Raw genomic sequence first — 25,728 nt, 5'->3', positions numbered from 1 at the left:
TTCAGCCTAACAAAACTCCAAAAATTACGGCCCTTACTACACAAGGGTTTGCTGTTGGCGATTCAATCGCACATTTTGAGATACTTAATAAGTCAGCTTTATTCTTATTAAAGCTATCGAATTAGCTTTTCCAAACTAGGTTTTGGTAGACCGCAAGCGGTCTTTCCAATGATGTCAGCACGGCTGGTGCCGTCAACAATCCACGTTTGAGTATCCTGCTCATAGCCCTTAATTTGAATAGAGCCTCCAAAACTTCCACAAGTAACGATAAATTGAGCCATATTTCTTTTAACACCATTCTCATGCCCATAAACGACACCCTGTACTATCTTCTTGCCATTTCGATTCTTAATTTCTATTGAGTCTGTTGATAGCGCTAACTCACCCGTATCGTCCAGACTCAAAAGCTCTGCTCTACCGCTAGTCGGTAACGTAAATAGCAAAATACAAATGAGATATTGAATCATCAATCAAAATCCCAAATCTCATGTAAATCTAGACGCATTCGATAGTACGACTCAAGCGCATCCAAGCGCATTAAATCTGCAGATAACTGGTTTTCATTTGCAGCCTTCCTAGCAGCAATCAAATCTGCAATCGTTCCTTCGCCCAATACGTAAGCCTTTTCTGCTGCTTGTGCTGCATCATTTTGACTCTTTGCTGAATCAAGCAATGTTTCTGCTGCTACCTTTCGACTCATCATCTGAGACCAAAGACGCTCAAACTCAACACTAATCCGCTGCTCCGTATCCAACACTCTTTGACGAGCAACTTCAGCCTCAGAGGCAGCTGCGGCAGCATTTGAAAAACGAGCACTTCCGGATATAGGAAAAGATAGACTCAAACCACTAATCCTTTCTGCACCACCAAATTCATTTGCGGTGTAGATTCCGATAGTTGGGTCCGGCAATCTATCCAAGCTTGTTCGTTTAGCTTGTAGATCAAAACGCTCTGCATCAGATTTGACTAGCTTTAACTCATGACTTCTTTCTAAATACTGCTGGCGCAATATCTCTTTTTTGGTCTGTAGATTGGGAATAGCTTCCCATTTAAAGTTCTTGATCAATGCAATACCTTGGTAACGCTGAGTTACAGCCTCGCCACTTGCCCCCTCATGCGCCTTTGCAAGCTCAAGAAATGCCTTCAATCGACCTTGCTCAGCTGTTGCCAATTGAGCATCCAATCTTGCAACATCCCCGACCTTATATCGAACTTGAGCGATTCTGCCGATTTGATCTCCTAACTGACTATTTTTTTCAGCAACAATGCGAGACTGTAATGCCTTTAAATAATTGAACCAGGTTGCCAATAAATCTTTGCTGGTTTCATGCATCGTGTCAGCAAACTCAATTCCAGCAAATGTTTTGGTTGCGTCTGAAATTTTTTCGTCTACGCCGCCTTTGCCCCAAAAGCGAATAGGTCTCTCAATGCCAGCCCAGTATTCCTGATAGGTTGTGGCAACTGGGATATTGGTAACGTTTCGATTTTGACGAGTGCCCCTGACTACAAACTCTTGAGAACCCGAAGCAATCGCGTCTGCTTTTGAATTGAGCGAGCTTTTTCTAGCATCTGCCGCCCCAATTTTTGGACTCGCATACAGAGCATTTTTTACCTGGTCATCGGTTGGCAGTAAGTTAATGGCATGAACAGAAGTAACTATTGCAAGTAAAGGTATTAATAGGATCAATTTTTTCATTTTTTGATCCTTTTTATTAATTCCACAGCACGATCAAAATGAATCTCCCGCTTTAATTCATCCCAATTTTTCAAGGCTCCAAATCGCTCATAGAGCTTGGGCAATAAAAGTAGCGTCAATAACGTAGAGCTTATTAGCCCGCCAACTACAACAATCGCCAATGGGCGCTGAATTTCAGAGCCTGGACCTGTAGCAAATAACAACGGAATCATCCCCAGAGCGGTAATAACCGCGGTCATTAAGACCGGACGCAATCGCCTCTCAGTGCCAAAATGGATTACATCAGACATGGAATCGCCTTTGGCTAAACGCTCATTAAAGTGAGTCACCATGACTACGCCATTTAATACAGCGATACCTAGTAATGCAATAAATCCTACGGATGCGGGTACAGATAGGTATTGGCCTGATATGGTTAATGCAACAACACCCCCAACCAAAGCAAATGGAATATTCAAGAAGATAATTCCGGCTTGGATAGCAGATCCAAAAGTAATCATCAAAATTGCAAAAATTAAACCCAAAGCAATCGGAATAACAATCGCCAATCTCGCGGCAGCCCTCTGTTGATTTTCAAACTGACCACCCCAAACAATATTTAAAGATTTTGGCAAATTGAGAGCTATCACTGCAGCTTGTGCATCCCTAACAAATCCAGCCAAATCCCTACCATCAACAGATACCTGAATACTAGCAAATCGGCTGGACTGCTCATGATCAATACGTATAGGGCCATCTATCTGCTTGATCTCAGCTAACGATGATATTGGCCAGGCCCTTCCATCGGGCGCTGAAATAAAGAGATCGCCAAACGCTTCAGGACTAGTACGAATATAGTCATTACCCCTCAAAACTAGTGGGGTCCTGATTACGCCATCTAAAACAACGCCAAGATTTTCACCTTCAATTTGGTTACGCAATCTTTGCTGTAAGTCTTCAATCGAAAATCCAGCTTGGCCAGTAACGGTACGATTAATCTTTAAACTCAAATATTGCATACCCTCAGCCCGAGGGGCGATCACTTCGGCCGCACCCTTGACATTTCGGGCGGCACTTGCAATAGCCTGAGCGGCTTTATTAATTTCCGCCAAGTCACCGCCAAAGATTTTGATGGCGACATCGCCGCGAGTGCCCGTGAGCATTTCTGAAACTCGCATCTCAATGGGCTGCGTAAAGCCATAAACAAGCCCTGGAAAGTTCTCAAGAGCTTGTCTTAATTTATTGGCAATATCGTCCTTATTTCCATCCCACTCACTCTTAGGCTTAAGCACCAAAAACATATCCGTCTCATTCAATCCCATGGGATCCAATCCCAAGTCATCTGATCCAGCTCTAGCAACAATCGATTTGATTTCTGGAACATCTTTCAAGAATAGTTGCTCCACTCGCGAATCAATCATGAGTGACTCTTGCAAGGAAATTGATGGAAGCTTTTGCAGCTGAACCAAAATATCGCCTTCATCTAGCGTTGGCATAAAGGTTTTGCCGACAATCATATAAAGCAGGACCATAACTACCAGTCCAATTCCAGACCCCCTATATAGCCACCTAGTGTTACCCCAGATCTGATTTCGCCATTCGATATATTTTTCCGAAATTCTTCTCATAAACCTAGTTTCTTCATCAGCCTTACGCTCTAGAACAAAAGAGGCCAAAGCAGGAATAACCGTAAATGCAATCAATAAAGATGAACCCAGTGCCATCACGATAGTTAAAGCCACAGGAGAAAATAATTTTCCCTCTAATCCCTCAAGGCTCAGTAGAGGCAAGAAGACAACAGCGATGATGAATACACCAGCAACTACTGGCTTTACCACTTCATGAGTAGCAACAGAAATAATGTCTGTTTTTGTGAGAGCATCGGATGTATTGGGGTCTCCAAATGCCGTTTCTACATTTTCAACAACGACTACTGCGGCATCAACTAACATGCCAATTGCGATAGCAAGGCCTCCTAAACTCATGAGGTTTGCAGTCAGGCCAAAAGCCTTCATCAATATGAAAGTAGAAAGGATTGATAAAGGCAATACAGCAGCCACAACAAGTGCAGCACGATAACCACCTAAAAATAAATACAAAGTAATGCATACCAATACTGTTGCTTCTAGTAGAGCTTTAGTAACGGTTCCAGCTGCTCGTGAAACAAGCTCACCACGATTATAGAAAGTATTAACCGTCATGCCTTTTGGCAGTCTTGGGGAAATTTCCTTTAACTTTTCTTCAATAGAATCTACTAGTAGACGTGCATTTGCTCCACGCAACCCAAGAACTAATCCCTCTACTGCCTCACCTTTGCCATCTTTAGTAACAGCCCCATACCGAGTCGCTGATCCGTAATGAACTGTAGCTACCTCATCAAGCATGACAGACCCGCCACTGGTTTTTGGGATCTGAATCTTTTTTACGTCATCCAGTTTTTTTACTGCGCCTTCGACTCGGACAACCAGAGTTTCCTCGCCCTGATCAATTCGACCAGCTCCATCATTACTATTGTTGGTCATAACAGCTTTGTGTAGATCAGCCATAGTGATACCACGAGCTGCTAAACGAGCAGGGTCAGGGATGACTTCATAAGTCAAAATCTCGCCCCCCAAAACATTCACCTCAGCAACCCCAGGGATAGTTCGCAGCTCGGGACGAATCGTCCAATCCAGTACGGTACGCTTATCTCTCAAACTAAAACCCTCACCCTCTAAAGTGAACATATAGATTTCACTTAATGGGGTGGTGATCGGAGCTAATCCTCCTGTTGCGCCAGGCGGAAGGTCTTTTGTAAAAGCGTTCAGACGTTCAGAAATTTGCTGGCGAGCCCAATAGATATCAGTACCATCGTCAAAATCGATTGTGATATCCGCGATACCATACTTAGAAACGGATCTGACAATACGCTTTTTGGGAATACTCAGCATCTCGATTTCAATTGGGCGCACTACTCTTTGCTCAACTTCCTCAGGCGTCATTCCAGGAATCTTCAGAATGATTTTGACCTGGGTAGGAGAGATGTCAGGAAATGCATCAATTGGCAGAGTCAGCCATGCGTTGATACCAAAAAGTACCAATGCAATTGCCATAGCCAATACGAGCTTGCGGAAATGCAAACTAGCATCAATCACTTTAGTAAACATTACTCGTCCTTTTGCGCTAAGGCTTTTAACGATGCAATGCCCGTGACTGCTACCTTGACCCCGCTAGACAGCGGCGCCTGAATCGAAGCCAGATCATCATCACTGGAGATTACAGATACCGGCTGAAGAACCACGCCAGTATTAGTCAGCATAAAGATCGCACTTTGACCTTTCCAGCTTGTAATCGCCCTAGAAGGCACCTGCCATAAAGTTTTGTCCTGGCCTTTTGGCTTTATTTTGGTTTGAATAGTTGCGTTAACTACCTCACCCATTTGCAACGTGCCGCGCTCTTCCACCAATGCTCTTACCCTAGCAGACTGAGATGCACTCACGGCCCGGGAGACACCGGTTACTTTTGCTTTGGCATTACGCGAGGCAATCACAATCTCATCACCAGGCTGAATTCCCATCGATTTAAAACCGGATGTATTAATCTCCAAGTTCAGAGTGGATATATCGGCGATCCTAAAAAGCAATGTCCCAGTATCGACCCGTTGCCCAATTAAGTTATAAGCCTCGACTACTGTGCCTTGGATAGGCGACTTTAGAGCACCAGTAGCGTATGAATTAAATGCATCCTTGTTCTTTGGATCCTCAAAGTTGATGCCCGCAGCTTTTAATTCAGATTGCCTCGCCATTAACATAGCGTTTGCATTTTCTGCTTTTGCTTTTGTGATGTTGAGTCGAGATTGAGGAATGATGCCTTCCTTAAATAGCTCGTTATCTCGAACCAAGGCTTCTTTAGCTAGGCGAGCATCCGATGTTGCTTCTAATAATTTTTGCCTAGAATCACCCATCTGCGGACTTGTGAAATAAGCCAACGGAGAGCCCACCTTCACTTGATCACCGACGCCTACAACCATTTGGCTCAGCTGGCCAGGATATGGAGCAGAAAGGATCGCTTGCTTTTCTGGCGGCACAGTCACAGATGCGCTAACCAGCACAGAACCTGAATCCACAGGAATAGCCTGGACAAAATTTACACCCATCACGGCCTGCTGGCTAGAATTTATAGCCAATGATTTGGGTGAAAATTCTGCAGCAAAAACATACTTGCTACAAATGATGGCAACAGAAAAAATGCAAATAAATCGGAATTGATACATAGCAACCTCTAAAAATGCTGAATAGAAACTCAGATAGCGCGAAGAACTCACGCAAAAATTTAGAGGTAGTTTGGCGAGGCTAGAGAAATGGGTGGACTATTTTGAGAATAACGTTGGTGAGCAAATCTTTCAACGCTAAAAAAATACTGCTTTAAGACGTTACTAATTCTTAACTTGGCAACACTAAATAAAACCAATACATAAAACGCACAAATAATCAGATCTATCTGATCGGCTTGACGAGAAGCTGGCACCCCAACCTCTGGAGACTCTTCAGAAGAGCTAGTAACAAATGACTTGCCCACTTCTGAGGCAACTGCTGCCTCAAAACCAGTATTCACTACGTGTAGGTGCAATCCAAACTGAGTTGAAGCCCCAGTATGGGCATGTAAAAAAGGGGTCAATAGCTGCAAAATTACAGCCAGAGAGAACATCAGAAGAAGAAGGTACCTAGACCTAAAAAAGCTCATTTTCGAATTTTACATCTGAAATATTTCACCCAATTGACATATATAGAGCTAAATTGCAATCGCACAGTCAATCGCACACTGACTTTTTAGCCATACAAACTATTGATTTAAATAGGATTTTGAAGAGCCACGACTTCTTTTAATCCGTTGGTCGCGAGTTCGAATCTCGCCCGACCCACCAGTTATACAAAAGCCTCTAGAGAAATCCAGGGGCTTTTTCTTTTGCTTGGCTTAAGAAGTTATTAGTGCGAGATAGATTTTGAAAAAACATTAATAATCACAACTCCAGAAATGATGAGTGCAATTCCAATCAGCGCCCCCAAATCCAGTTTTTGATCTAACCATACCCAGCCAATTAAGCCTACGAGAGAAATCCCAGTGCCCGACCAAATGGCATATGCAATAGCAGTCGGGATTTGATCAAGCACTTTTGAGAGTGCAAAAAATGAAATGCCATACCCAGTTAGAGTTATCAAGGTAGGGGATAGCTTTGTAAAACCTTCTGTGTACTTTAGAGCAGTTGTTGCGATCACCTCGGTGATGATCGCTAAACTCAACATAAACCACGCCATAGTTCGCCTTTATAAAATTAGCGCTTCTCACTCATTTGCGCCCACAATCCCGGATTGATCACCAAAGAATCGCCTGTGAAATCGAGCACCAATGGGTAGCGGGCCGACTCATTTAACGTGAACTGGGTTAAATTCTCATTAATGGGCAAAAGTTCAACGGATCGGCCCTTGGGAATAGCAAAGGCATTTCGCTCACCAGTTGCCCGTGCATATAGCTTGCCATCTTTAGCCGTAATTTCTACAGTAACAAATCGACTAAATCGATACTTACCCGCGTATTTCGCTGGAAGTACTTTATCTGTTTTGATTGGAATGGGCAATGCAGGCTGCTCAGGAGCGGCAGATAACAATGCATCCCACATAACTTCAGAAGCAATTACAGGGAGCAATGCCATGGTTTTTTCACGCTCAGCCTTAGCAGTAGGCAAATCAACCTCATCGGTAGAGACTGCAAAAAGTACATCGCCGTCCCACTGAGTGGCAAATGGTTGAAGTGCTCGAGACATTGAAGTATGAACCTGAGTTGCTAATCGCTGTAGGTCAGCGTTTGGCAACTTTTGATTCACAATGATTAAGCTAATAGTCGTGTTTTGAGTTTGCCGAACCTCGTTGTCTTTGGTGCCCCAGGCGTTTTTGGTAATCCTTAATAAATCAGCAATTTTTAGGTTGGGCGGCCAACTCGAATGAGAATATCCAGTCTGAATATTGCCATCCCTATCCACGACAGCACCTAGTGGATTAACCACGGCAAATGCCGCGATCTTTAAATTACCTTTTTCATAAAAGGCACCACCCTGTCCAGAATAGCCATTTAATCCAAAAAGTCCGCCACTCTTTGCGGAGCGCCCCGCTCCAGCAGAGCCAACTCGAAAAATACCTTCCTTAGCATTTCTATATGCCGCTTGCGCTAACTTTTTATCTGGGACAACTTCATTTAAACGTCGATCTCCTAGGTCATAAATAATCGCACCGGTCGATAATGCGACATCGCCAATAGTGCCTGTTCTATATTGATCATCTTTCATTGCGGAGGCAACAGCAGTCGTACTCTCTAAACCGTAGATTGATCCTCCCGATAAGACAACGGCATCTACCACTGGGGTATCACGCCCTAATCTCAACCATTCCGTATTGGCAATACCCGGCTCCCCTCTTACATCCATCACTGCATGTACTTTATTATTAAAACTAAAAACAGTTACGCCCGTTGGCCCCTCTTTGTATTCTGCGGTACCAATTTTGAACATGGGCCAGTTAAATTTTATTTCTTTGCCACCTGAATTTACGATAGGCTTCAGACTTGACTGATCATTAGGAATAACATCATCCGTTGCAGCTATAGCATTCATCATAAAAACGGAAGAAGCAATTACACCAATTAAGTGCTTTGGTAGGCCTATTTTGATTTGCATATTTCTGAATTTAAAGGCTGCATGTTAGAGATGTATTTAGTATAACGATTCACAATATCGCAACCCTATTGACCTAAATCAAACTTAAATAGCTCAATTTTTACGACAAATCCTTAAAGCATGAAAAAATATCGCAATCAAATAATTCTTAGACTGGATATCCTTAGTTAAGCATTACCTTTATATTCCCAGGTGGAAGCCTGTGGAGTCGTATATAACTATTTCCCATTCATATCAAGAGAGCATCATGTTTAAAAGTAAAAATATTGCCTTCGCATTAGTTGCTAGCCTATCAATAGGCCTTCTAAATAATCAGGCGATTGCTTGTTCTCGTGTTTTATTTAATTCAACTGGCAATGTTGTAGTTGGTAGAACAATGGATCTGTATATGCCAGATCACGCTAAGCTCATGATTTATCCAAGAGGTGTTGCTAGAAACGGCGGAGTGCCTAATTCAGCAAAATGGAATGCTAAATACGGAAGTGTTGCAGTTAACTCACTAGATGTCGGTAGCTCAGATGGCATCAATGAAAAAGGCTTAGTAGCTAATCTTCTTTATCTTCATGAGTCTCAATATGAAAAAAGGGATACTCGCCCTGGCGTATCAAATGCGGTAATCGTTCAATATTTGCTCGACAATGCGGCGACAGTTAATGAGGCGCTCGCAGAGATAAAGAAAATTCAGATTGTTTCTATCAAAGCATCTGGACGCGAGTGGCCCCTACATGTATCTCTTTCAGACGAAGTAGGTGATTCTGCGGTAATTGAATTTATTGATGGCAAGATGGTCATTCATCATGGCCCAGAAACAGCAGTAATGACAAATGAGCCGCCATTGGATTGGCAATTAAATAATCTCAAGAACTACAAATACTTTGGTGGCAAGGAATCCCTTCCTGGCGACATTGACCCAGCCAGCAGATTTGTTCGTGCCTCTGCCTTCCTAAAAACTAGTCCAGTACCAAAATCTACGCAAGAAGCATTAGCTCAAGTGTTTAGCATCACTAAAACAGTTTCCGTTCCTCTTGGCGCTCACAATACCTCTACCGCAATCGAGTCTGAAGATACTTGGCCTACCTTGTGGACAACTTTGGCGGACTCTAAAAATAGGATCTACTACTTTAATGCCTCTGATTCCCCAAATATGGTTTGGGTTGATCTAAAGAAAGTAGATTTTTCTAAAGGCGCCTCAATTAAGTCTTTATCTGGTGAAGACTCGACAATAAGCGGCGATGTGACTAGCAAGTTTCAGACATTAAAGAAATAATCTTCTCATTTCATTAGTCAGGGAATTAAAAGCTGGAAATCTAATCCACAGATTCGAACTTTGCACCAAAAAGCAATCGCACAGTCAATCGCACGGTCATATTTTGGTCGCTTAAAGCCTTATGTTATATAGGTTTTTGAAGAGGTATGACTTCTTTTAATCCGTTGGTCGCGAGTTCGAATCTCGCCCGACCCACCAGTTATACAAAAGCCACCTCTCGGTGGCTTTTATTTTTGATTTATAAATTGACTAGTAAGTTTTATAGGATAGATATTTACCCGATAAAACTACCTGCACTCGATCGCCCTTGGGATCAGGCTCTCGTTGGATATCCATAGAGAAATCAATAGCACTCATAATTCCATCACCAAATTCCTCATGAATGAGCTCTTTGATTGTTGTTCCATATACGCTCACGATTTCATACCAACGATAAATTAATGGATCCGTTGGAACCGCTGTTGGTAAAGAACCTTTATAAGGAACAATTTGCAACCATGCCATCTCTTCATCAGTTAAATCAAACAATTTTCCGGCAGCTTCGGCCTGAGCTTTAGTAAAAGTCATTTGACCTAAGCAACCAGCCGTGACCCACTCTTTTGACTCACCAATTGCTTTCGCAATATCAGCCCACTTCATACCTTTTTTTACTTTTGCTTCAATAATTTTTTGTGTCACTACTGAACGATCCATCTTTTTCTCCTTAATTGTAGGTTTTTGATTTATTGCGTAACTGGGGTTTGTAGACCTGGGCAAACTAATATAGGCTTATAGCCGTCCAACATGCCCGCCGAACCTTTGGCTTGTAAATCCTTTGAACGGTTAACCAAAAAGTCAACTAAGTGATTGCGCATTGGATAATACATTGGATCATGATGCAAGTTTGCACGCTTTCGATCCTTTGGCAATGTGTTGATTACGATCTCGGCAATACGAGCATTTGGCCCATTACTCATGAGCATAATTTTGTCTGAGAGCAAAATAGCTTCATCAACATCGTGCGTAATCATAAATACAGTTTGCTTCGTTTCGCTGCATATCTTTAGCAACTCATCTTGTATCACTCCTCGCGTTAAAGCATCTAAGGCGCCAAATGGCTCATCAAGCAATAACATTTTGGGCTCAATCGCAAATGCTCTGGCAATACCAACCCTCTGCTTCATACCGCCAGATAATTCAGAGGGCTTTTTATTCTCGGCGTTAACCAATCCAACCATTGCTAAGTATTTTTTTGAATGCTCCTCAATTTGAAATTTATTCCAATCAGGATGCTTAGATTTGACGGCAAAGGCTACATTTTGAAGAACTGTCATCCATGGCATTAATGCATGCCCTTGGAAAACAACGCCGCGATCTAAACTAGGCCCTTTAATCTCTCGGTCAAGCATATAGGCATAACCGCCAGATGCATCCTCAAGACCAGCAAGCACATTAAGAATTGTGGTTTTGCCGCAGCCGGAGTGGCCAATAATGCAGACAAACTCGCCGCGATCAATTTCAAAATTGATATCTTCAAAAACTGGGGGTGCATCTAGCTTATAAGATTTAGATAGGCCATCTACCCTGAGGAATGCTTTTTCAATCTGCATATGAGACCACTTTCTGAAGTTTTGCAAAGACCATATCTAGCAACATGCCAACAATCCCAATCATCACAATTGCAAAAATAACGCTCGAAATAGACAAGTTATTCCACTCATTCCATAAGAAATATCCAATACCAGTACCACCAACTAGCATTTCTGCAGCAACAATTACAAGCCATGCGATACCCATTGAAATTCTCATCCCAGTCAAAATAGTCGGAGCGGCAGCAGGTAAAATTACCAAAAACGCCTTGCGCAGAGGAGATACTTCAAGGGTTTTGGTTACATTAAGCAATTCTTTTCTGACATTGGCTACACCAAAAGCGGTATTTAACAGCATTGGCCAAACTGAACAAATGAAAATTACAAATATTCCCGAAATAGAAGAATCTTTAATTGTGTATAGCGCTATTGGCATCCAAGCTAAAGGGGAGATGGGTTTTAGAATTTGAATAAATGGATTGAATGCTTCATAAGCCAACGGAGACATTCCGATCAAAAATCCAAATGGAATAGCAACGAGCATTGCCAGAAAAAATCCTAGTCCAACCCTACCCAAGGAATATGCAAGCTGAATACCAATACCTTTGTCATTCGGCCCATTGTCGTAAAAAGGTCGAGATAGTTGCTTATAAAAAGTCTCGCCCATCTGAGTTAGAGTTGGGAAGCCTGACTTCTCAGCATCACCGCCTCCACCTTGCCCCATAAGCGCCTGATATTCGCTTGAGCCAGAAGCAACAATTGGAGTGGTGGCAACTTTTGGAGCGGTGGCTATGTGCCATATGCATAATCCAAAAAATAGCATCACCACGGAAAGCATTGCACCCTTCGCCTTGAGAGATAAGTTATTCATTTTTAAACTCTCTACGCCTTGCTTATGGGAAATGATTTTAGATAAGCAGCAGGCTGGGAAGGATCAAACTCTTTGCCCATAATCTTGTCTTTCTTGTAGCCAACCTTTGCCAAAGGAGGAACGGAAATGCCAGTCTCGCCCATATATTTCTTAGCATCAGTCAACAAAAAGACTTTCTCTGAGATGTCTTTATAGTTCACATCACCTTTTACATAGCCCCAGCGCTGCATCTGCGTTAACATCCAAGTGGCCATGGAGTACCAAGGTATTGGGTTGAAATCAATGCGGTCAGGCACATTTTGAACATTCCCCAATCCATCAGCGAACTTTCCAGTCAACACCTGCATTACTACTGTTTCAGGCTGGTTGAGATAATTTGCAGGAGAGATCACTTTTGCAATTAGAGGTCGATTAGCTGGATCTCGCGCCATCGTTGAAGCATTTAATACGGCGCGATATAAGGCTGCAAAAGTGTTTGGATTCTTCTTGATAAAGTCCTCAGATGTTCCAAATGCGCAGCAAGGATGTCCATCCCAAATTTCTTTGGTTAGGATATGAATAAAACCAACTTCATCATAAACCGCGCGCTGATTAAAAGGATCTGGTCCAAGGAAGCCGTCAATATTTCCAGCACGTAAATTGGCAACCATCTCTGGTGGAGGTGTCACACGGATTTGAATATCCCTATCTGGATCTAACCCAGCTTGTGATACGTAATATCGCAATAAGAAGTTATGCATGGAGTATTCAAATGGAACAGCGAATTTCATGCCCTTCCATTTTTTGGGATCTCGATTATCTCTATGCTTATTAGCCAAAGTTATCGCCTGGCCATTTACATTCTGGATTGTTGCAACTCTCATCTGACTTGGATCAGATCCAAGACCCATAGACATTGCAATTGGCATTGGAGATAAAAAGTGTGAAGCATCATGCTCTTTGTTGAGCATCTTGTCGCGTATAAGGGCCCAGCCGGCAGTCTTATTCAAAGTAACATTTAAGCCCTGCTTTTTATAAAATCCTAAAGGGTCAGCCATGATGAGAGGGGTTGCGCAGGTAATCGCAATAAATCCAATTTTGAGGTCTGGCTTTTCAATAGGTGCTTTTTCTTGAGCCATGGCCTGCAAAGCGCCAACCGGAAGAAACCCAGATAGCGCGCTCATTGCACCACCAGCACCAACTGCCTTTAGAAAAGCACGGCGACGGCTTTCTTGAGGAAATAATGCTTTAACAAGGCTGGCCTCAACAAAATCTGCGCTTATCTTTTCTTCGTCGATTTTTGCCGATAGCTCTAAAGCATGCTCAGCGTCGGATGCATGACGCCCACAACTACAGCGACTAGTAAACAAAGGCCTATCTGGGTCAAATGGGCGGTATGAATTCATTTCAATCTCCTCATGTTTTTTATTCAGCTGACTACATGAATCCATTCTGAATAAAACGCTTTGGGTTAATCCCGAGGAAATGCACCAAAAGAACTCATAGAAAAATCGTATGCACCAAAACTGTATTTTTATTGGCCTGATTTTCTTGAAGTTTTAATCAACGATTCAAGTAAGACCGATAGAGGTAGCTTGCCAAAGATAATAAGAGGGAGTCGACCATAAGTGGATAGAAGGCAAAGTCCAAACTATCTACTCCCGCCATCACTATAACCACCCCTAGAAAAAAAGCTGGTGGGTGGATGCAATTTAGGAGATAAAGCCCTAAAGTAGTGCATAACATACAAATAATAAGCCCCAATATTGGTATGGGTATTATGTATACACAGGTTAGAGCAACAAATGAGGCAAATAAGTTTGCCTCCAATATTGTTAACGGTGAATACATCATGCTATTTGGAAATAGGAATATCAACAAGGCAGTCACCCCAAAGACAGCAAGCACCATTGACTCACTAACACCAAGAGTGCCATAAGCGAGATTCATGAATTCAATAGCAAGTACTGCAATGCCAACGCCAGCCGATATTACCAAGGCTCTTCGCCATTGAACTACAGGCTGGCCAGGCGCTATACGATCAAGATAAGAATTTAACTTAGCAATAAATTTTTGTAGCATGCAAAATTACAAACAATTAACAATTTATGGATCATCATATATCCATATTGAAATAATTATGATTAATGGAGCTAAAAATGGAAAAAAAATTACCTCTCCCGCCATTCACAAGAGAGACGGCCATTCAAAAAATTAGGATGGCTGAGGATGCATGGAATACTCGGGATCCTGAAAAAGTTTCGCTGGTCTATACAGAAGATACCATTTGGAGAAATCGCGCTGAATTTCCAATTGGGCGCGAGCAAGTAAAAGAATTTCTTCACCGCAAATGGGCGAAAGAATTGGATTACCGATTAATTAAAGAACTTTGGGCGTTTACTGATAATCGAATTGCGGTCAGGTTTGCCTACGAGTGCCATGATGACTCAGGAAACTGGACGCGAAGTTTTGGTAACGAGAATTGGGAATTTAATGAAAATGGCTTTATGATGCGTCGCTTTGCTAGCATCAATGACCTACCAATCAAAGAGTCTGAGCGGAAATTTTTTTGGCCTCTCGGTAGAAGACCGGATAATCATCCAGGCCTGAGCGACTACGGTTTCTGATTTTTGCCCTGTTAAGGGAAATCTAGTCAATCGTCCCAAATACCCCAATTATGAGTTGGGGGCGATGGTTGCGTCCATGAAACAGGATACTTTTTTGATCCAATTCCGAGGCGACTCCAGATCATTGCAGTCAAGAAAATGATCGATACTCCAGCCATCACAGTGACACCAAGATGAATAAAGCCAGCATGGGCTTGGATCATAATCAGCGGATTTGCGCCCGCTGGAGGATGCACACACCTAGTGAGCAATAGGATCGCAATGGTAATAATCAAGGCGAGAACATAAACCCAAAAAGCATCCCCAAGCAATTGATATGCCAAAATGCCAATCAAACTACTGATCAAGTGCGCACCAAATACCGCCCTAGGTTGAGCAGCCGGCGCCCCCGTGAGTGCAAATAAAAACAAAGTTGTTCCACCAAGGGAGGCCAGCAATAGCGGAGAATTTGCCTTTGTAATAAGTAAAGCTAAACCAATGGCAATAAAAGATCCAAATAGGACCCATAACAATCGTAGTGAATAAACTTTCATTGATAGATCATAGGCATTTACCCTCCGAAATGCATTGACCTCCATCAATGCACTCGTCAAAAGCTCAATTAGACCCCCTTTCCGAGCGATTGCTTGCAGAGTTATTTAACTCCTTCGTCACCAGTTGGAATCTCGTGCGACCTACCAGTTATACAAAAGCTCCATGAGAAATCTTGGGGCTTTTTCATGTTTTATCCAAAGCAGCAACCGAACGCATTAAGGTCAAGAGCTTAGAGTCATTCTCCGGTAAGCCATTAAGATGCTGCTTCAAATTTGGGGTATATTTCGCAATTCGATCGGCCCCAAAGAATCGCATACCCCAACTAGGGAATGCTCGCTCATCAATCTCCCGAAAATCTAATTCACGAATAATGACATGACGACTATCGTTTTGTATTTGCTTCCACAAATGAGAAATGTCTTCCCTAGTACCTTCTAATATTTGAGCAAAATATCGATTTTCATAGAATAAGACGCCGGTAATTCTATTTGCAGTGTTGAAATTAAATGCTTTATCAAATAGCTGAACTAATTGCAGTTTTGAGAATGGATCTTTCGCTCTACTGATATAGCTAAATTCAATTAGAGATTGTCGATCCATCAACACAGAACCCTACTCAGCAGCTTGGCCAAAAACAGGCTCCCGCTTTTCAAGGAAAGCCGTAATCCCCTCCTTGTAGTCGCTACCCATATAAACATTCTTGCGTAAAGACTGCAGATGCTCGAATACTGTAGGATTCAGAACAGCCGCATCCGATAACATTTGCGCCTGAGCTTTGAGGACTGAATTAGCTTGTGGGGATCTGGACGCTATGGTTTTCGCCATTTGGTATGTCTTGGCTTCCAACTCGCCTGATACATAAAGGTGATTAAGAATACCAATCTGTAATGCTCTGTCAGCACCAATTGGATCTGCCGTTAAAAACATTTCCTTAACTACATTAAGGGGCATTCTTGACATGAAGTGCAAGATACCACTTGCCGTGTATGGAAGACCTAGTTTTGCGGGCGTAATTGCGAATGTCGAATCATGGTCTCCTATTGCTATATCGCAACTCATAATCAGATCTGTAGATGCGCCCCAAACAGAACCATCAACCATGGCAATTACTGGCGCCCTAAAAGCCCTAATAGATTTAAGCAGAACCATAACGGGATCATCTGCTGGAAGAGGGTCACGCTCAGATCTTGGGAGCTCCATTACATCATGACCAGCAGACCATACCTTATTCTTTTTATCAGATCGAAGCACTAAGACACGTACATCCTCTTTACTAAAAAGTTCAAGCGCATGATGTATCTCTTCGATTAAACATTCACTCAACGCATTTCTTTTGCTGTAGTGATTGAATCGAATTGTCGCAATCAATTCTGCTTGTTTAATTTTGATGTACTGATAATTCATTTATAAAACCTTTTATGCCGCAATCAAAAGATCCCCTAATTCCATCTTTTCCCACCAAATAAAAGGCAGCAAGTAAACAGGTTCTCCTGCATCCTGCAAAATTTCTAATGAGCCATCATTGATTTTGTTTGCAACATATTTTCCAGGTTGAAGCGCAAGAGAGCCCCTATCAGTTCCATCATTGCGCCGCATTCTCGCAACTATTCCGTTAGTGATATAGACAACCATGATTCCCTCCCGATTTAAAGAGCCGATTGAATGTGGTTACGAACAACGGGATATATTTGTGTATCCCAGCGCTTACCGTTAAATACACCGTAATGCCCCACACCAGCCTGAAGATGGTGTGACTTCATGTAGCCCGGCAGACCACTACAAAGGTCTTGGGCAGCTAATGTTTGCCCTATGCCACAAATATCATCTCTTTCACCTTCCACCGTCAGGAGAAATGTCTTTTTTATCAGCTTTGGATTCACTAATCTGCCTTGATAAGTTAACTTTCCTAAAGTAAGGTCTCGATCCATAAAAACTTTTTGAATTGTTTGCAGGTAAAAGTTGGCAGATAAATCCATAATGGCGAAGTACTCTTCATAAAATTCATGAATAGCGTCAGCTTTCTCGGTCTCACCACTAATACGATATTCGTAGAGTTTACGAAACGATTCCGCATGACGATCTGGATTCATACTCATAAATGCCATTAGCTGCAAAAAGCCTGGATATACTTTTCGACCTGCGCCTCCAAAAGGTTTTGGTATCTCTCCAATAAGCTTTTCTTCAAACCATGATATCGGCTTGCTACTTGCTAACTCATTTACCTTGGTAGGACTTTGACTGACATCAATTGGGCCAGCCATGAGTGTCAAACTTGCGGGAGCATCAGGACTTTTATCTTCAGACATGATTGCTGTAGCAGCAAGGCAGGCTACCGTTGGCTGACACACTGCCATGAGATGAGTTTGCGGACCAATAAACTGCAGAAAATGAATAATATGTTCTACATAAGAATCGAATTCAAATTCGCCACAACTCTGTGGAACATCGCGAATATTGAGCCAATCAGTGACATACACATCATGATCTCGTAATAGAGTTCTAATAGTGCCCGCCAAAAGAGTGGCAAAGTGCCCTGACATAGGCGCTACCAACAATATCTTTGGCTGACCCTCAATAACAGGTTTATTAAAGCGCACCAAATCACAAAAATGGGTTGAATACACCTTTTCTTCTCTTACAGCTTGCTCTATACCAAACGAGTCGATTACCGAATCAATCTTAAAGTCTGGTCTGGTATGCGTAAAACCAAGCAATGCAATTTGCTCATAGTGCGCCGAGAGCCGTTGTAACGGATTTAAGCTGAGATTCCCAAACCAATTATTAGAAACTCGCTCTGATGCTTTCGCAAATATGCGAATAGGATCATGCAGGTTTGCAAAGGTTTGGTAAGCCTTGTACATCATTTATACGCACCACTCTCAATGTGACGCAGTGCTCTCTCAGTGGTTTTTAAAGTAGGATCAAATACCCTGCTTAGGGAAACATCATTCGCAATGATTGCTGCTGTTTGTGCTGCTTGTGCAGAAATAATGGATAGATTGACAAAACCCGCAACGTTAAAGATTTTAAGAAGGTCTAACTCTTGTATATCTACATCCGTGAATTCATCCGCCTCAATCTTCTTATAAAGATCGCGGTAATACTCGCGCATGCCATCAAGCTCCTCTGCCAACGTCATAATCCGCTGAAACAGCACCGTAAAATCGGAGGTCAGTGAATTCTTACTCAAGACTTCCATGGGGTAACTCCAGGAACATCTGCTGGCCCCTTAGCCACTGGAACCGTTTCAAAATCCGCAGGTCCTACAATTTCTAGATACTCCATATCTGGCGAGTAATCAAATAGATAGTGAGTAATCCCAGGCATTTGATGCACGACATCGCCGGCCTCAACTAATGTGACCTTATCTTCATACATGAACTTTGCCCAACCCTTGTTCATGATGACAATTTGAAATTCAGCTACGTGATAGTGCCAGCCAGTACCATCAACTGGTGGTTTATTGGCTTTAACCAAATGGGCAATTACTTTTCCCTTGGTTGCTTTTGCCACTCCCAAATCGCGGTATAAGAAAAAGTCTCTTAAGCCTCCAGGCAAAAACTGCGTATCTGCTGGCTTTACATGAGAAAAATCAGTATCACTTTTAAATTTAACGGGTGCATTCATGATCAAAACTCCACTTCAAGTTCTTCAATATCATCGGGTTCTTCAAGGGCGCCCATCACCCATTCCCTCATCTCAGGCATTGCCATGATGTGATCACAGTACTTCTCACATGCCTTATCAAGCGCTACGTGATAAGTCAGGAATCTGGTGACTACCGGTGCAAACATAGCATCGGCTAGTGTGGGCTCTTTGCCAAACAGAAATGGACCGCCATAGCTTGTAAGACAGTCTTGCCAAACGACCACAATGCGATTGATATCAATTTGTGCTTTTGACCAAATCTTAAATGAGGCAAACTTCGCCTTGATATTCATGGGCAATGAAGCACGCAGAGCCGAGAATCCAGAGTGCATCTCCCCGCATACAGAGCGACAATGTGCTCTAGCAATCGGATCTTTTGGCAATAAATGAGAGCCTGGCTTAAGCTCATTCAAATATTCGCCAATAGCCATAGTGTCCCAAACTCGACATCCATCATGATCTAACCGAGGAACCAGAATTGAAGGGGAGAGAAGTAACAACTCTGCTCTGTTATCCACATCATCCGGCGACACCACTATTTCTTGAAATGGCAAGCCAGAGAGTTTGAGCATGAGCCAACCCCGCAAAGACCATGATGAATAGTTTTTGCTGCTGATCGTCAAGGTAGTTTGCTTAGGCATATCCGTTTTCAGAAGGAGTACAGCTACAACTTATTCCTTCTGTATTCGGCAACCTGACTTCTATGCCCTATTTTTGACGTCTTTTGCCCGATTTTGGGCATATTCACATTTACCGCACTAGTCTTGTGCCAAGCAGTAATGCACCCTTGTAGTGAACTTATAGACTTTAAAGCATGTCTATACATGCTGCGCTCCATCACGTCACCGCATACAGCTATGACCGCCTAGTGGAACTAGGGCCACAAATAGTACGATTACGGCCTGCCCCGCATTGCCGCAGTCATATTCTTTCTTACTCACTCAAGGTGGAGCCTGAAGGACATTTTGTTAACTGGCAGCAAGACCCTTATGCCAACTATCAAGCACGTCTAGTTTTTCCTGAAAAGGTAAAGAAATTTAAGGTAACCGTTGATCTTGTGACTGAGATGGCGGTATACAACCCTTTTGATTTCTTCTTGGAACCTGACGCTGAGAACTATCCGTTTAGCTATAACTCAGAATTAAAGAAAGAATTGCACCCCTACCTAGGTAAGATGCGCAACGCTACTTTAAATAAGTATTTAAAAACTATCGATCGCAGCAAAATGCGAACGATTGATTTTTTAGTCAAGCTAAATCAAAAAGTTCAACACGACATTAATTACCTCATTCGCATGGAGCCTGGCGTTCAGACTCCCGATGAGACTCTAGATTTACAAAGCGGATCCTGTCGTGATTCAGCATGGTTAATGGTGAATTTATTACGCCTGAGCGGTTTGGCTGCGCGCTTTGTGTCTGGTTATCTCATTCAATTAAAGCCAGATGTCAAAGCCTTAGATGGCCCTAGTGGCACAGAGGTGGACTTCACAGATCTGCATGCATGGTGCGAAGTCTATTTGCCTGGTGCAGGCTGGATTGGTTTAGATCCAACCTCTGGACTATTTGCCGGTGAAGGCCATATTCCAGTTGCCTGCACCCCAGAACCTTCAGGTGCAGCTCCAATTGAAGGTGGTGTTGATAAGTGCGAAGTAGACTTTAAGCACACGATGGAAGTCACAAGGATTTATGAATCACCTCGAGTGACAAAACCCTATACAGAAGAACAATGGCAAGCCATTGTGGAGCTTGGTCATAAAGTTGATCAGAAATTAGAAGCTGGTGATGTACGTCTAACTATGGGCGGAGAGCCAACCTTCGTTTCTATCAATGGTCGTGATGAGCGCGAGTGGAATGTCGATGCACTAGGCCCTACAAAGCGTGGTTATGCAACAGATTTAGTAGAGCGCTTACGCAAACAATATGGTGATGGTGGTTTCTTGCACTTTGGACAAGGCAAATGGTATCCAGGTGAACAGTTGCCTCGCTGGGCACTTTCTATTTACTGGAGGGCTGATGGTCACGCTATCTGGAAAAACTCAAAACTCTTTGCTGATGAGCGCGATCCCATTACCTATACCAACAAAGATGCAGAAAAATTTGTTTATACCCTCTCCAAAAATTTAGGACTTGCTGATAAGTTTATTGAGCCTGCCTACGAGGATGTTTTTTACTACCTCTGGCGCGAATCTAAACTGCCAGTCAATGTCGATCCATTTCAGTCGAATTTAGATGACGAGATGGAACGCACCCGCTTAAAACGCGTCTTTACTCAAAAATTAGATTCCGTAATTGGTTATGTATTGCCGATTGAAGCAGGTCAAGCTCAGAACTACTTCGACACCCATTGGAAAACTGGTCCCTGGTTTTATCGCGAAGATCGCCTATATCTTTTACCCGGAGATTCTCCGATGGGCTACCGCTTACCTTTGGACTCGCTGCCCTGGACCAGTAAAGCGGATTACCCTTACATGATTGAGCAAGATCCGTTTGCGCCTAGGCCACCATTGCGAACAAGCGCTCCAGTAGTTCAGCAGCATCAAACATTAATCAAAAAATCCTTGGGCCCTTCTAGTGGCTCTGGTAATTCTATCTGGAGCCAATCTCAAGAAAGCCGCAGTCCACTTCGCCAAGAGTCTGCTGCCTGGATCACCAGGACAGCGTTATGTGTTGAGACTCGTGATCCAATGCGCGCTAATGGCCCCGATGCCGAGAATAAACATGGGGGCAAAAATGGCGCTCTCTATGTGTTCATGCCGCCGCTAGCCAGACTAGAGGACTATCTAAATCTACTAGAAGCTGTCGAAGCTACGGCCGATCAATTGCAGTTTCAAATAGTGATTGAGGGGTATCCACCTCCACTTGATCCAAGATTAAAAATATTGCAAGTTACTCCTGATCCTGGTGTCATCGAAGTCAACATTCATCCAGCTCATAACTGGAATGAGTTGGTTGAGCATACTGAGTTTCTCTATCAAGCCGCTTTCGAGTCACGACTTTCTGCTGAGAAATTTATGACAGATGGCCGTCATACTGGTACAGGTGGTGGCAATCACTTTGTGATGGGTGGTGCCACACCAGTGGATAGCCCTTTCTTACGCAAACCCGAGCTCTTGGCAAGTTTGATTTTGTATTGGCACAATCATCCGAGCCTGAGTTATTTATTTAGCGGCATGTTTATTGGCCCAACGAGTCAAGCACCGCGAGTCGACGAAGCGCGTAATGATCAGCTTTATGAATTAGAAATTGCTCTTAAAGAGATTCATGAAAATCGTAAGAAGTATGGCGCAAGCATGCCACCCTGGCTGGTTGACCGAACCCTGCGTAATATATTGATCGATGTGACAGGCAATACCCACCGTAGCGAATTTTGTATCGATAAGATGTATTCACCCGATAGCCAAACTGGTCGGTTAGGACTACTTGAATTACGCGCTTTCGAGATGCCGCCTCATGCGCGCATGAGTATCGTTCAGCAGCTACTGATTCGCGCACTGATCGCCCGTTTCTGGGATGAGCCCTATTTAGCACCAGCAACACGCTGGGGCACCGAACTTCATGACCGCTGCCTGCTACCAACATTTATCAAGATGGACTTTGATGACGTCATTGAAGAGATGCAACGCCATGGCTATGACTTTAAGCCTGAATGGTTTGCACCACACCTCGAGTTCCGCTTCCCACTCATTGGTCAAATCCAAACCATGGGTACTGAAATCACCATTAGAAATGGTCTTGAGCCATGGCATGTGATGGGCGAGGAAAGTACGGGTGGCGGGACCGCACGATATGTTGATTCTTCTATTGAACGTATAGAGGTGCGCGTGACAGGACTCAATCAAAGCCGCTACACCATTACCTGCAACGGAAAACCATTGCCGCTACAACCGACTGGCACAGCTGGAGAGTACGTTGCGGGAGTAAGGTACAAGGCCTGGAATCCCCCATCAAGCCTACACCCCAGCATTGGCGTTCATGCACCTCTCACCTTGGATGTTGTTGATACTTGGATGAAGCGTTCTGTGGGTGGCTGCCAGTACCATGTTGCCCATCCCGGCGGTCGAAATTACGACACCTTCCCTGTGAATGCTTATGAGGCAGAAAGCCGTCGTCTTGCTCGCTTCTTCCGCATGGGTCATACGCCTGGACCGATAGAGGGAGTGCAGTCCAATATTGAAATTAGTGCCAGCAAAGAGTTCCCATTTACCCTTGATATGCGTCGATGAGACAATAGCTTGTGGATCCTTCTCAAGCAAATCCTCCGATTTCTGTAGACACCCTCCCTTTGGCGGATGAGATAGCTCGTTTAGCCCCACATGCAAAAGCCGGTCATTTTGACGAACTCCGAGGTCACTCTCAGGATCTATTGCCACACTGGAAAACGTTTTTTGAGCAGCTTGGGCCATCTGGGCTGTCTGATTTAGACCAACGAACGCTTGAGCTCAATCGCCAAGTTCGTGATAACGGCATTACCTATAACGTCTATGCCGATGAATTTGGTCCGCAGCGCCCATGGTCGGTAGATCTATTCCCCTTAATTATTAATCCTGATTCATGGCAAGAGATTCAGGCAGGAGTTTTGCAAAGAGCAAAACTCCTTGAGGGCATCATGCAAGATATTTATGGGCCGCAAACTTTGCTTAAGGAAGGATTCATTCCTCCGGCACTTATTCATGGTCACCCAGGATATCTGAGGTCAATGTATGGAGCAAACTTTCATGGCCGTAAGTATCTGCATATCATTGCCTTTGATTTAGCAAGATCTCCAGATGGTAAATGGTCTGTTTTGTCACAGCGCACCCAAGCTCCCTCTGGACTGGGCTACTTACTAGAAAACAGAAACTTAATTTCTCGTCAGTTCCCCAAGGCTTATGAGCAAATGAACGTTGCCCATTTAGCGAATGCCTATCGCGATTTAATTGATGCATTAAAGCTAGAAAGTCCTGCGGGATCGAATGCCCATATTGCCCTTCTAACTCCAGGCCCATACAACGAAACCTATTTTGAGCATGCTTACCTTGCTCGTTACCTTGGATTAACCTTAGTTGAGGGTGGAGACCTTACCATTCGAGATCAACGCGTTTACTTAAAAACAGTCCGTGGCTTGGAACCGGTTGATATTCTCCTAAAACGCTTAGATGACGCATTTTTGGATCCCCTTGAATTACGCTCTGACTCGACTTTAGGGGTTCCTGGTTTACTGCAAGCCATCCGCGCTGGCAATGTGATTTTGGCAAATGCTCCAGGCTCTGCCTTTTTGGAGTCCCCTGCGCTTCTTGGTTTTTTACCTGCCATCAGCGAGCGTCTACTCGGCGAGCAAATTCAACTACCTGCAATGGATACCTGGTGGTGTGGCGAGCGAGCAGCATTGGAAGCAGCGATTCCAAATTTGGGTCGTAGCGCAATTAAACCAACATACCCTAAAGGTAGCGGACACCAAAATTACGAGTCAGTTCTTGGCGGCGACCTTACGCAAACTCAATTAGATGAATGGGTTGGAAAAATTACTCGGCAGCCTGATGAGCATACAGTTCAAACCTACATACCACTGGCACAAATGCCAACCTGGTTGAATGCCTTCAATCTCAATGATGCGTCACTAATAGAGCCACACTCTTATATGCTGCGAGTATTCGCCCTGAGCAACGGTGCGAATAGTTGGCAGGCTTTACCAGGAGGTCTTGCACGCATTGCTAGCGATGATTCAGGTATCGCCTCCATGCAACGCGGCGGAAGTAGCGCTGATGTCTGGGTACAAACCAATCAATCCGCTATCAATATTGAAGAAAATTCTCAGCAAGCAAACCAACCTAAAGAATTAACCATCCGTAAACGCATGGTTACCAGTCGTGCGGCCGAAAATTTATATTGGTTTGGCCGATATACAGAGCGTAGCGAGAATATCCTACGCCTAGCTAAACTGTACCTTGAAAATATCAATAGCGAATACACTCCATCCCGATCTTTATGGTCATGGCTTGAGTATCTCTGCCACCAATATGGCCTAGTACCCGAGGGCGTCCCAAGTAATTTTGACCAAGGCGACATTCGCCATCGTATTTTTGAGAGAACCTTAATTGACTCGCTTAACAACAGCAAAAATGTCACTAGCGTAGGATTTAATCTCAATGCAATGAAACGTACTGCATCAAATGTGCGTGAACGACTCTCAACTGAGCAATGGAGCGCCATTAATCACTGTATTGAAAACTTTCAAAAAGATTGCCATAAGGCTGCCACCTATCACGACTTTTCATCCTCTTTAGCGATTGACACTCTGGGCCAAGTCAGTAGCTCTCTAGCTGCCATTACGGGCGCCCAAACTGATCGCATGACGCGTGATGACGGCTGGCAGCTCCTCTCGATAGGTAGACACATAGAACGTTTGTCGTTTTTCACAACGGTGCTGGACTCTGCAATTCAAATGGGATTATTGTTTAACCCAAATGTTGATGGCTCTGGATATACCGCGCTACTGAATTTATTTGACAGCACCATTACCTTCCATGCCCAGTACCAGCAGAGCCGTGATATAGCACCGCTGATCAGCCTGTTAGTAATGGACGATGAGAATCCCCGTTCCTTGGCATGGGTCAGCAAGGCTCTACGAGCTCGATTATCTAAATTAGCAGGCACTGAGCGCGACAACCCGGATGAGCTCACTCGTAGTGTGACGAATTTGCAAAATTTCGATCTACTGAAGCTATCCACAGCAGATGCTTATGGTAATTTTTCGGACCTGAGAAACTGTTTGCATGCCGTTTCTCAATCAGCCTGGAATGTTTCTGATGAAATTAGTGCCCGCTACTTTAATTTAATTCACACCCAAGAGTACACCGTTCAGATATAAGTACGAC

General features: G+C 43.5%; 24 protein-coding genes. 4 read left to right on the top strand and 20 right to left on the bottom strand.

Translation table 11 applies throughout. The features are described 5' to 3' along the window. Positions 1–113: 113 nt before the first annotated feature. The 7 genes from IC571_RS03620 to IC571_RS03590 form a co-directional block, all read right to left on the bottom strand. Entirely contained in the window at positions 114–467 is a 354-nt protein-coding gene (locus IC571_RS03620; protein WP_215317464.1) for a hypothetical protein, read from the bottom strand. After that, the gene (locus IC571_RS03615) at positions 467–1,696 is read right to left on the bottom strand and encodes a TolC family protein (protein ID WP_215317463.1); all 1,230 of its coding nucleotides are present in this window, start codon (positions 1,694–1,696) and stop codon (positions 467–469) included. Before IC571_RS03615 ends, IC571_RS03620 begins: the two co-directional genes overlap by 1 nt. Then, positions 1,693–4,821, bottom strand: a complete 3,129-nt coding sequence (locus IC571_RS03610) for an efflux RND transporter permease subunit (RefSeq protein WP_215317462.1) — start codon at positions 4,819–4,821, stop codon at positions 1,693–1,695. Before IC571_RS03610 ends, IC571_RS03615 begins: the two co-directional genes overlap by 4 nt. Further along, positions 4,821–5,978: an efflux RND transporter periplasmic adaptor subunit gene (locus IC571_RS03605; RefSeq protein WP_215317461.1), complete on the bottom strand. Its 1,158-nt coding sequence runs from the start codon at positions 5,976–5,978 to the stop codon at positions 4,821–4,823. Before IC571_RS03605 ends, IC571_RS03610 begins: the two co-directional genes overlap by 1 nt. 8 nt (positions 5,979–5,986) lie before the next feature. Beyond that, the gene (locus IC571_RS03600) at positions 5,987–6,361 is read right to left on the bottom strand and encodes a hypothetical protein (RefSeq protein ID WP_215317460.1); all 375 of its coding nucleotides are present in this window, start codon (positions 6,359–6,361) and stop codon (positions 5,987–5,989) included. Between the two features lie 278 nt (positions 6,362–6,639). Next, positions 6,640–6,969: a multidrug efflux SMR transporter gene (locus IC571_RS03595; RefSeq protein ID WP_173955438.1), complete on the bottom strand. Its 330-nt coding sequence runs from the start codon at positions 6,967–6,969 to the stop codon at positions 6,640–6,642. Between the two features lie 17 nt (positions 6,970–6,986). Then, positions 6,987–8,381 carry a P1 family peptidase gene (locus IC571_RS03590; RefSeq protein WP_215317459.1) on the bottom strand — a complete coding sequence of 465 codons (1,395 nt, stop codon included), beginning with the start codon at positions 8,379–8,381 and terminating at the stop codon, positions 6,987–6,989. 247 nt (positions 8,382–8,628) lie between these two features. Here IC571_RS03590 and IC571_RS03585 point away from each other — a divergent pair, with 247 nt between their 5' ends. Continuing rightward, positions 8,629–9,648, top strand: coding sequence for a linear amide C-N hydrolase (locus tag IC571_RS03585; protein WP_173955436.1), 1,020 nt, complete (start codon positions 8,629–8,631; stop codon positions 9,646–9,648). 249 nt (positions 9,649–9,897) lie between these two features. On the opposite strand, the gene cynS is transcribed toward IC571_RS03585, so the two are convergent. From cynS to IC571_RS03560, 5 genes are all read right to left on the bottom strand, one after another. Continuing rightward, positions 9,898–10,341 (bottom strand): cyanase, encoded by a 444-nt coding sequence (cynS, locus tag IC571_RS03580; protein ID WP_173955435.1) that lies wholly within the window; start codon positions 10,339–10,341, stop codon positions 9,898–9,900. A gap of 29 nt (positions 10,342–10,370) precedes the next feature. Beyond that, positions 10,371–11,237 (bottom strand): ABC transporter ATP-binding protein, encoded by an 867-nt coding sequence (locus IC571_RS03575; protein WP_173955434.1) that lies wholly within the window; start codon positions 11,235–11,237, stop codon positions 10,371–10,373. Next, positions 11,227–12,087, bottom strand: coding sequence for a nitrate ABC transporter permease (gene ntrB / locus IC571_RS03570; RefSeq protein ID WP_215317458.1), 861 nt, complete (start codon positions 12,085–12,087; stop codon positions 11,227–11,229). Before ntrB ends, IC571_RS03575 begins: the two co-directional genes overlap by 11 nt. An 11-nt stretch (positions 12,088–12,098) precedes the next feature. Further along, positions 12,099–13,472, bottom strand: a complete 1,374-nt coding sequence (locus IC571_RS03565; protein WP_173955433.1) for a CmpA/NrtA family ABC transporter substrate-binding protein — start codon at positions 13,470–13,472, stop codon at positions 12,099–12,101. 157 nt (positions 13,473–13,629) lie between these two features. Then, on the bottom strand, positions 13,630–14,148 hold the full coding sequence (locus IC571_RS03560) for an HPP family protein (protein WP_215317457.1): 519 nt from the start codon (positions 14,146–14,148) through the stop codon (positions 13,630–13,632). 77 nt (positions 14,149–14,225) lie between these two features. On the opposite strand from IC571_RS03560, the gene IC571_RS03555 reads away from it, so the two are divergent. Next, the gene (locus IC571_RS03555; protein WP_251373501.1) at positions 14,226–14,693 is read left to right on the top strand and encodes a nuclear transport factor 2 family protein; all 468 of its coding nucleotides are present in this window, start codon (positions 14,226–14,228) and stop codon (positions 14,691–14,693) included. A gap of 26 nt (positions 14,694–14,719) precedes the next feature. On the opposite strand, the gene IC571_RS03550 is transcribed toward IC571_RS03555, so the two are convergent. The 8 genes from IC571_RS03550 to IC571_RS03515 form a co-directional block, all read right to left on the bottom strand. Then, on the bottom strand, positions 14,720–15,226 hold the full coding sequence (locus IC571_RS03550) for an HPP family protein (RefSeq protein WP_215317455.1): 507 nt from the start codon (positions 15,224–15,226) through the stop codon (positions 14,720–14,722). A gap of 184 nt (positions 15,227–15,410) precedes the next feature. Beyond that, positions 15,411–15,827, bottom strand: a complete 417-nt coding sequence (locus IC571_RS03545; protein WP_215317454.1) for a BLUF domain-containing protein — start codon at positions 15,825–15,827, stop codon at positions 15,411–15,413. 12 nt (positions 15,828–15,839) lie between these two features. Continuing rightward, positions 15,840–16,631: a methylmalonyl-CoA decarboxylase gene (gene scpB / locus IC571_RS03540; protein WP_215317453.1), complete on the bottom strand. Its 792-nt coding sequence runs from the start codon at positions 16,629–16,631 to the stop codon at positions 15,840–15,842. A 12-nt stretch (positions 16,632–16,643) separates the two neighbouring features. Further along, on the bottom strand, positions 16,644–16,859 hold the full coding sequence (locus IC571_RS03535; protein WP_215317452.1) for a hypothetical protein: 216 nt from the start codon (positions 16,857–16,859) through the stop codon (positions 16,644–16,646). 14 nt (positions 16,860–16,873) lie between these two features. Further along, positions 16,874–18,091: a polyhydroxyalkanoate depolymerase gene (locus IC571_RS03530; RefSeq protein WP_251373499.1), complete on the bottom strand. Its 1,218-nt coding sequence runs from the start codon at positions 18,089–18,091 to the stop codon at positions 16,874–16,876. Continuing rightward, positions 18,088–18,366, bottom strand: coding sequence for a hypothetical protein (locus tag IC571_RS03525; protein WP_215317451.1), 279 nt, complete (start codon positions 18,364–18,366; stop codon positions 18,088–18,090). The genes IC571_RS03530 and IC571_RS03525 overlap by 4 nt, the downstream gene beginning before the upstream one ends. A 47-nt stretch (positions 18,367–18,413) precedes the next feature. Continuing rightward, positions 18,414–18,854, bottom strand: coding sequence for a cupin domain-containing protein (locus IC571_RS03520; RefSeq protein WP_215317450.1), 441 nt, complete (start codon positions 18,852–18,854; stop codon positions 18,414–18,416). 2 nt (positions 18,855–18,856) lie between these two features. Then, a complete protein-coding gene (locus tag IC571_RS03515; protein WP_215317449.1) occupies positions 18,857–19,516 on the bottom strand; it encodes a glutathione S-transferase family protein in 660 nt (219 codons plus the stop codon). Positions 19,517–19,689: 173 nt separating this feature from the next. Here IC571_RS03515 and IC571_RS03510 point away from each other — a divergent pair, with 173 nt between their 5' ends. Continuing rightward, positions 19,690–23,097: a DUF2126 domain-containing protein gene (locus tag IC571_RS03510; RefSeq protein WP_215317448.1), complete on the top strand. Its 3,408-nt coding sequence runs from the start codon at positions 19,690–19,692 to the stop codon at positions 23,095–23,097. A gap of 11 nt (positions 23,098–23,108) precedes the next feature. After that, on the top strand, positions 23,109–25,721 hold the full coding sequence (locus tag IC571_RS03505; protein ID WP_215317447.1) for a circularly permuted type 2 ATP-grasp protein: 2,613 nt from the start codon (positions 23,109–23,111) through the stop codon (positions 25,719–25,721). The last annotated feature ends 7 nt before the right edge of the window (positions 25,722–25,728 follow it).

Source organism: Polynucleobacter sp. MWH-UH2A, assembly GCF_018687195.1.
Classification (GTDB): domain Bacteria; phylum Pseudomonadota; class Gammaproteobacteria; order Burkholderiales; family Burkholderiaceae; genus Polynucleobacter.
Note: the sequence above shows the minus strand (reverse complement) of the source record. Positions and strands in the feature narration are given on the sequence as shown.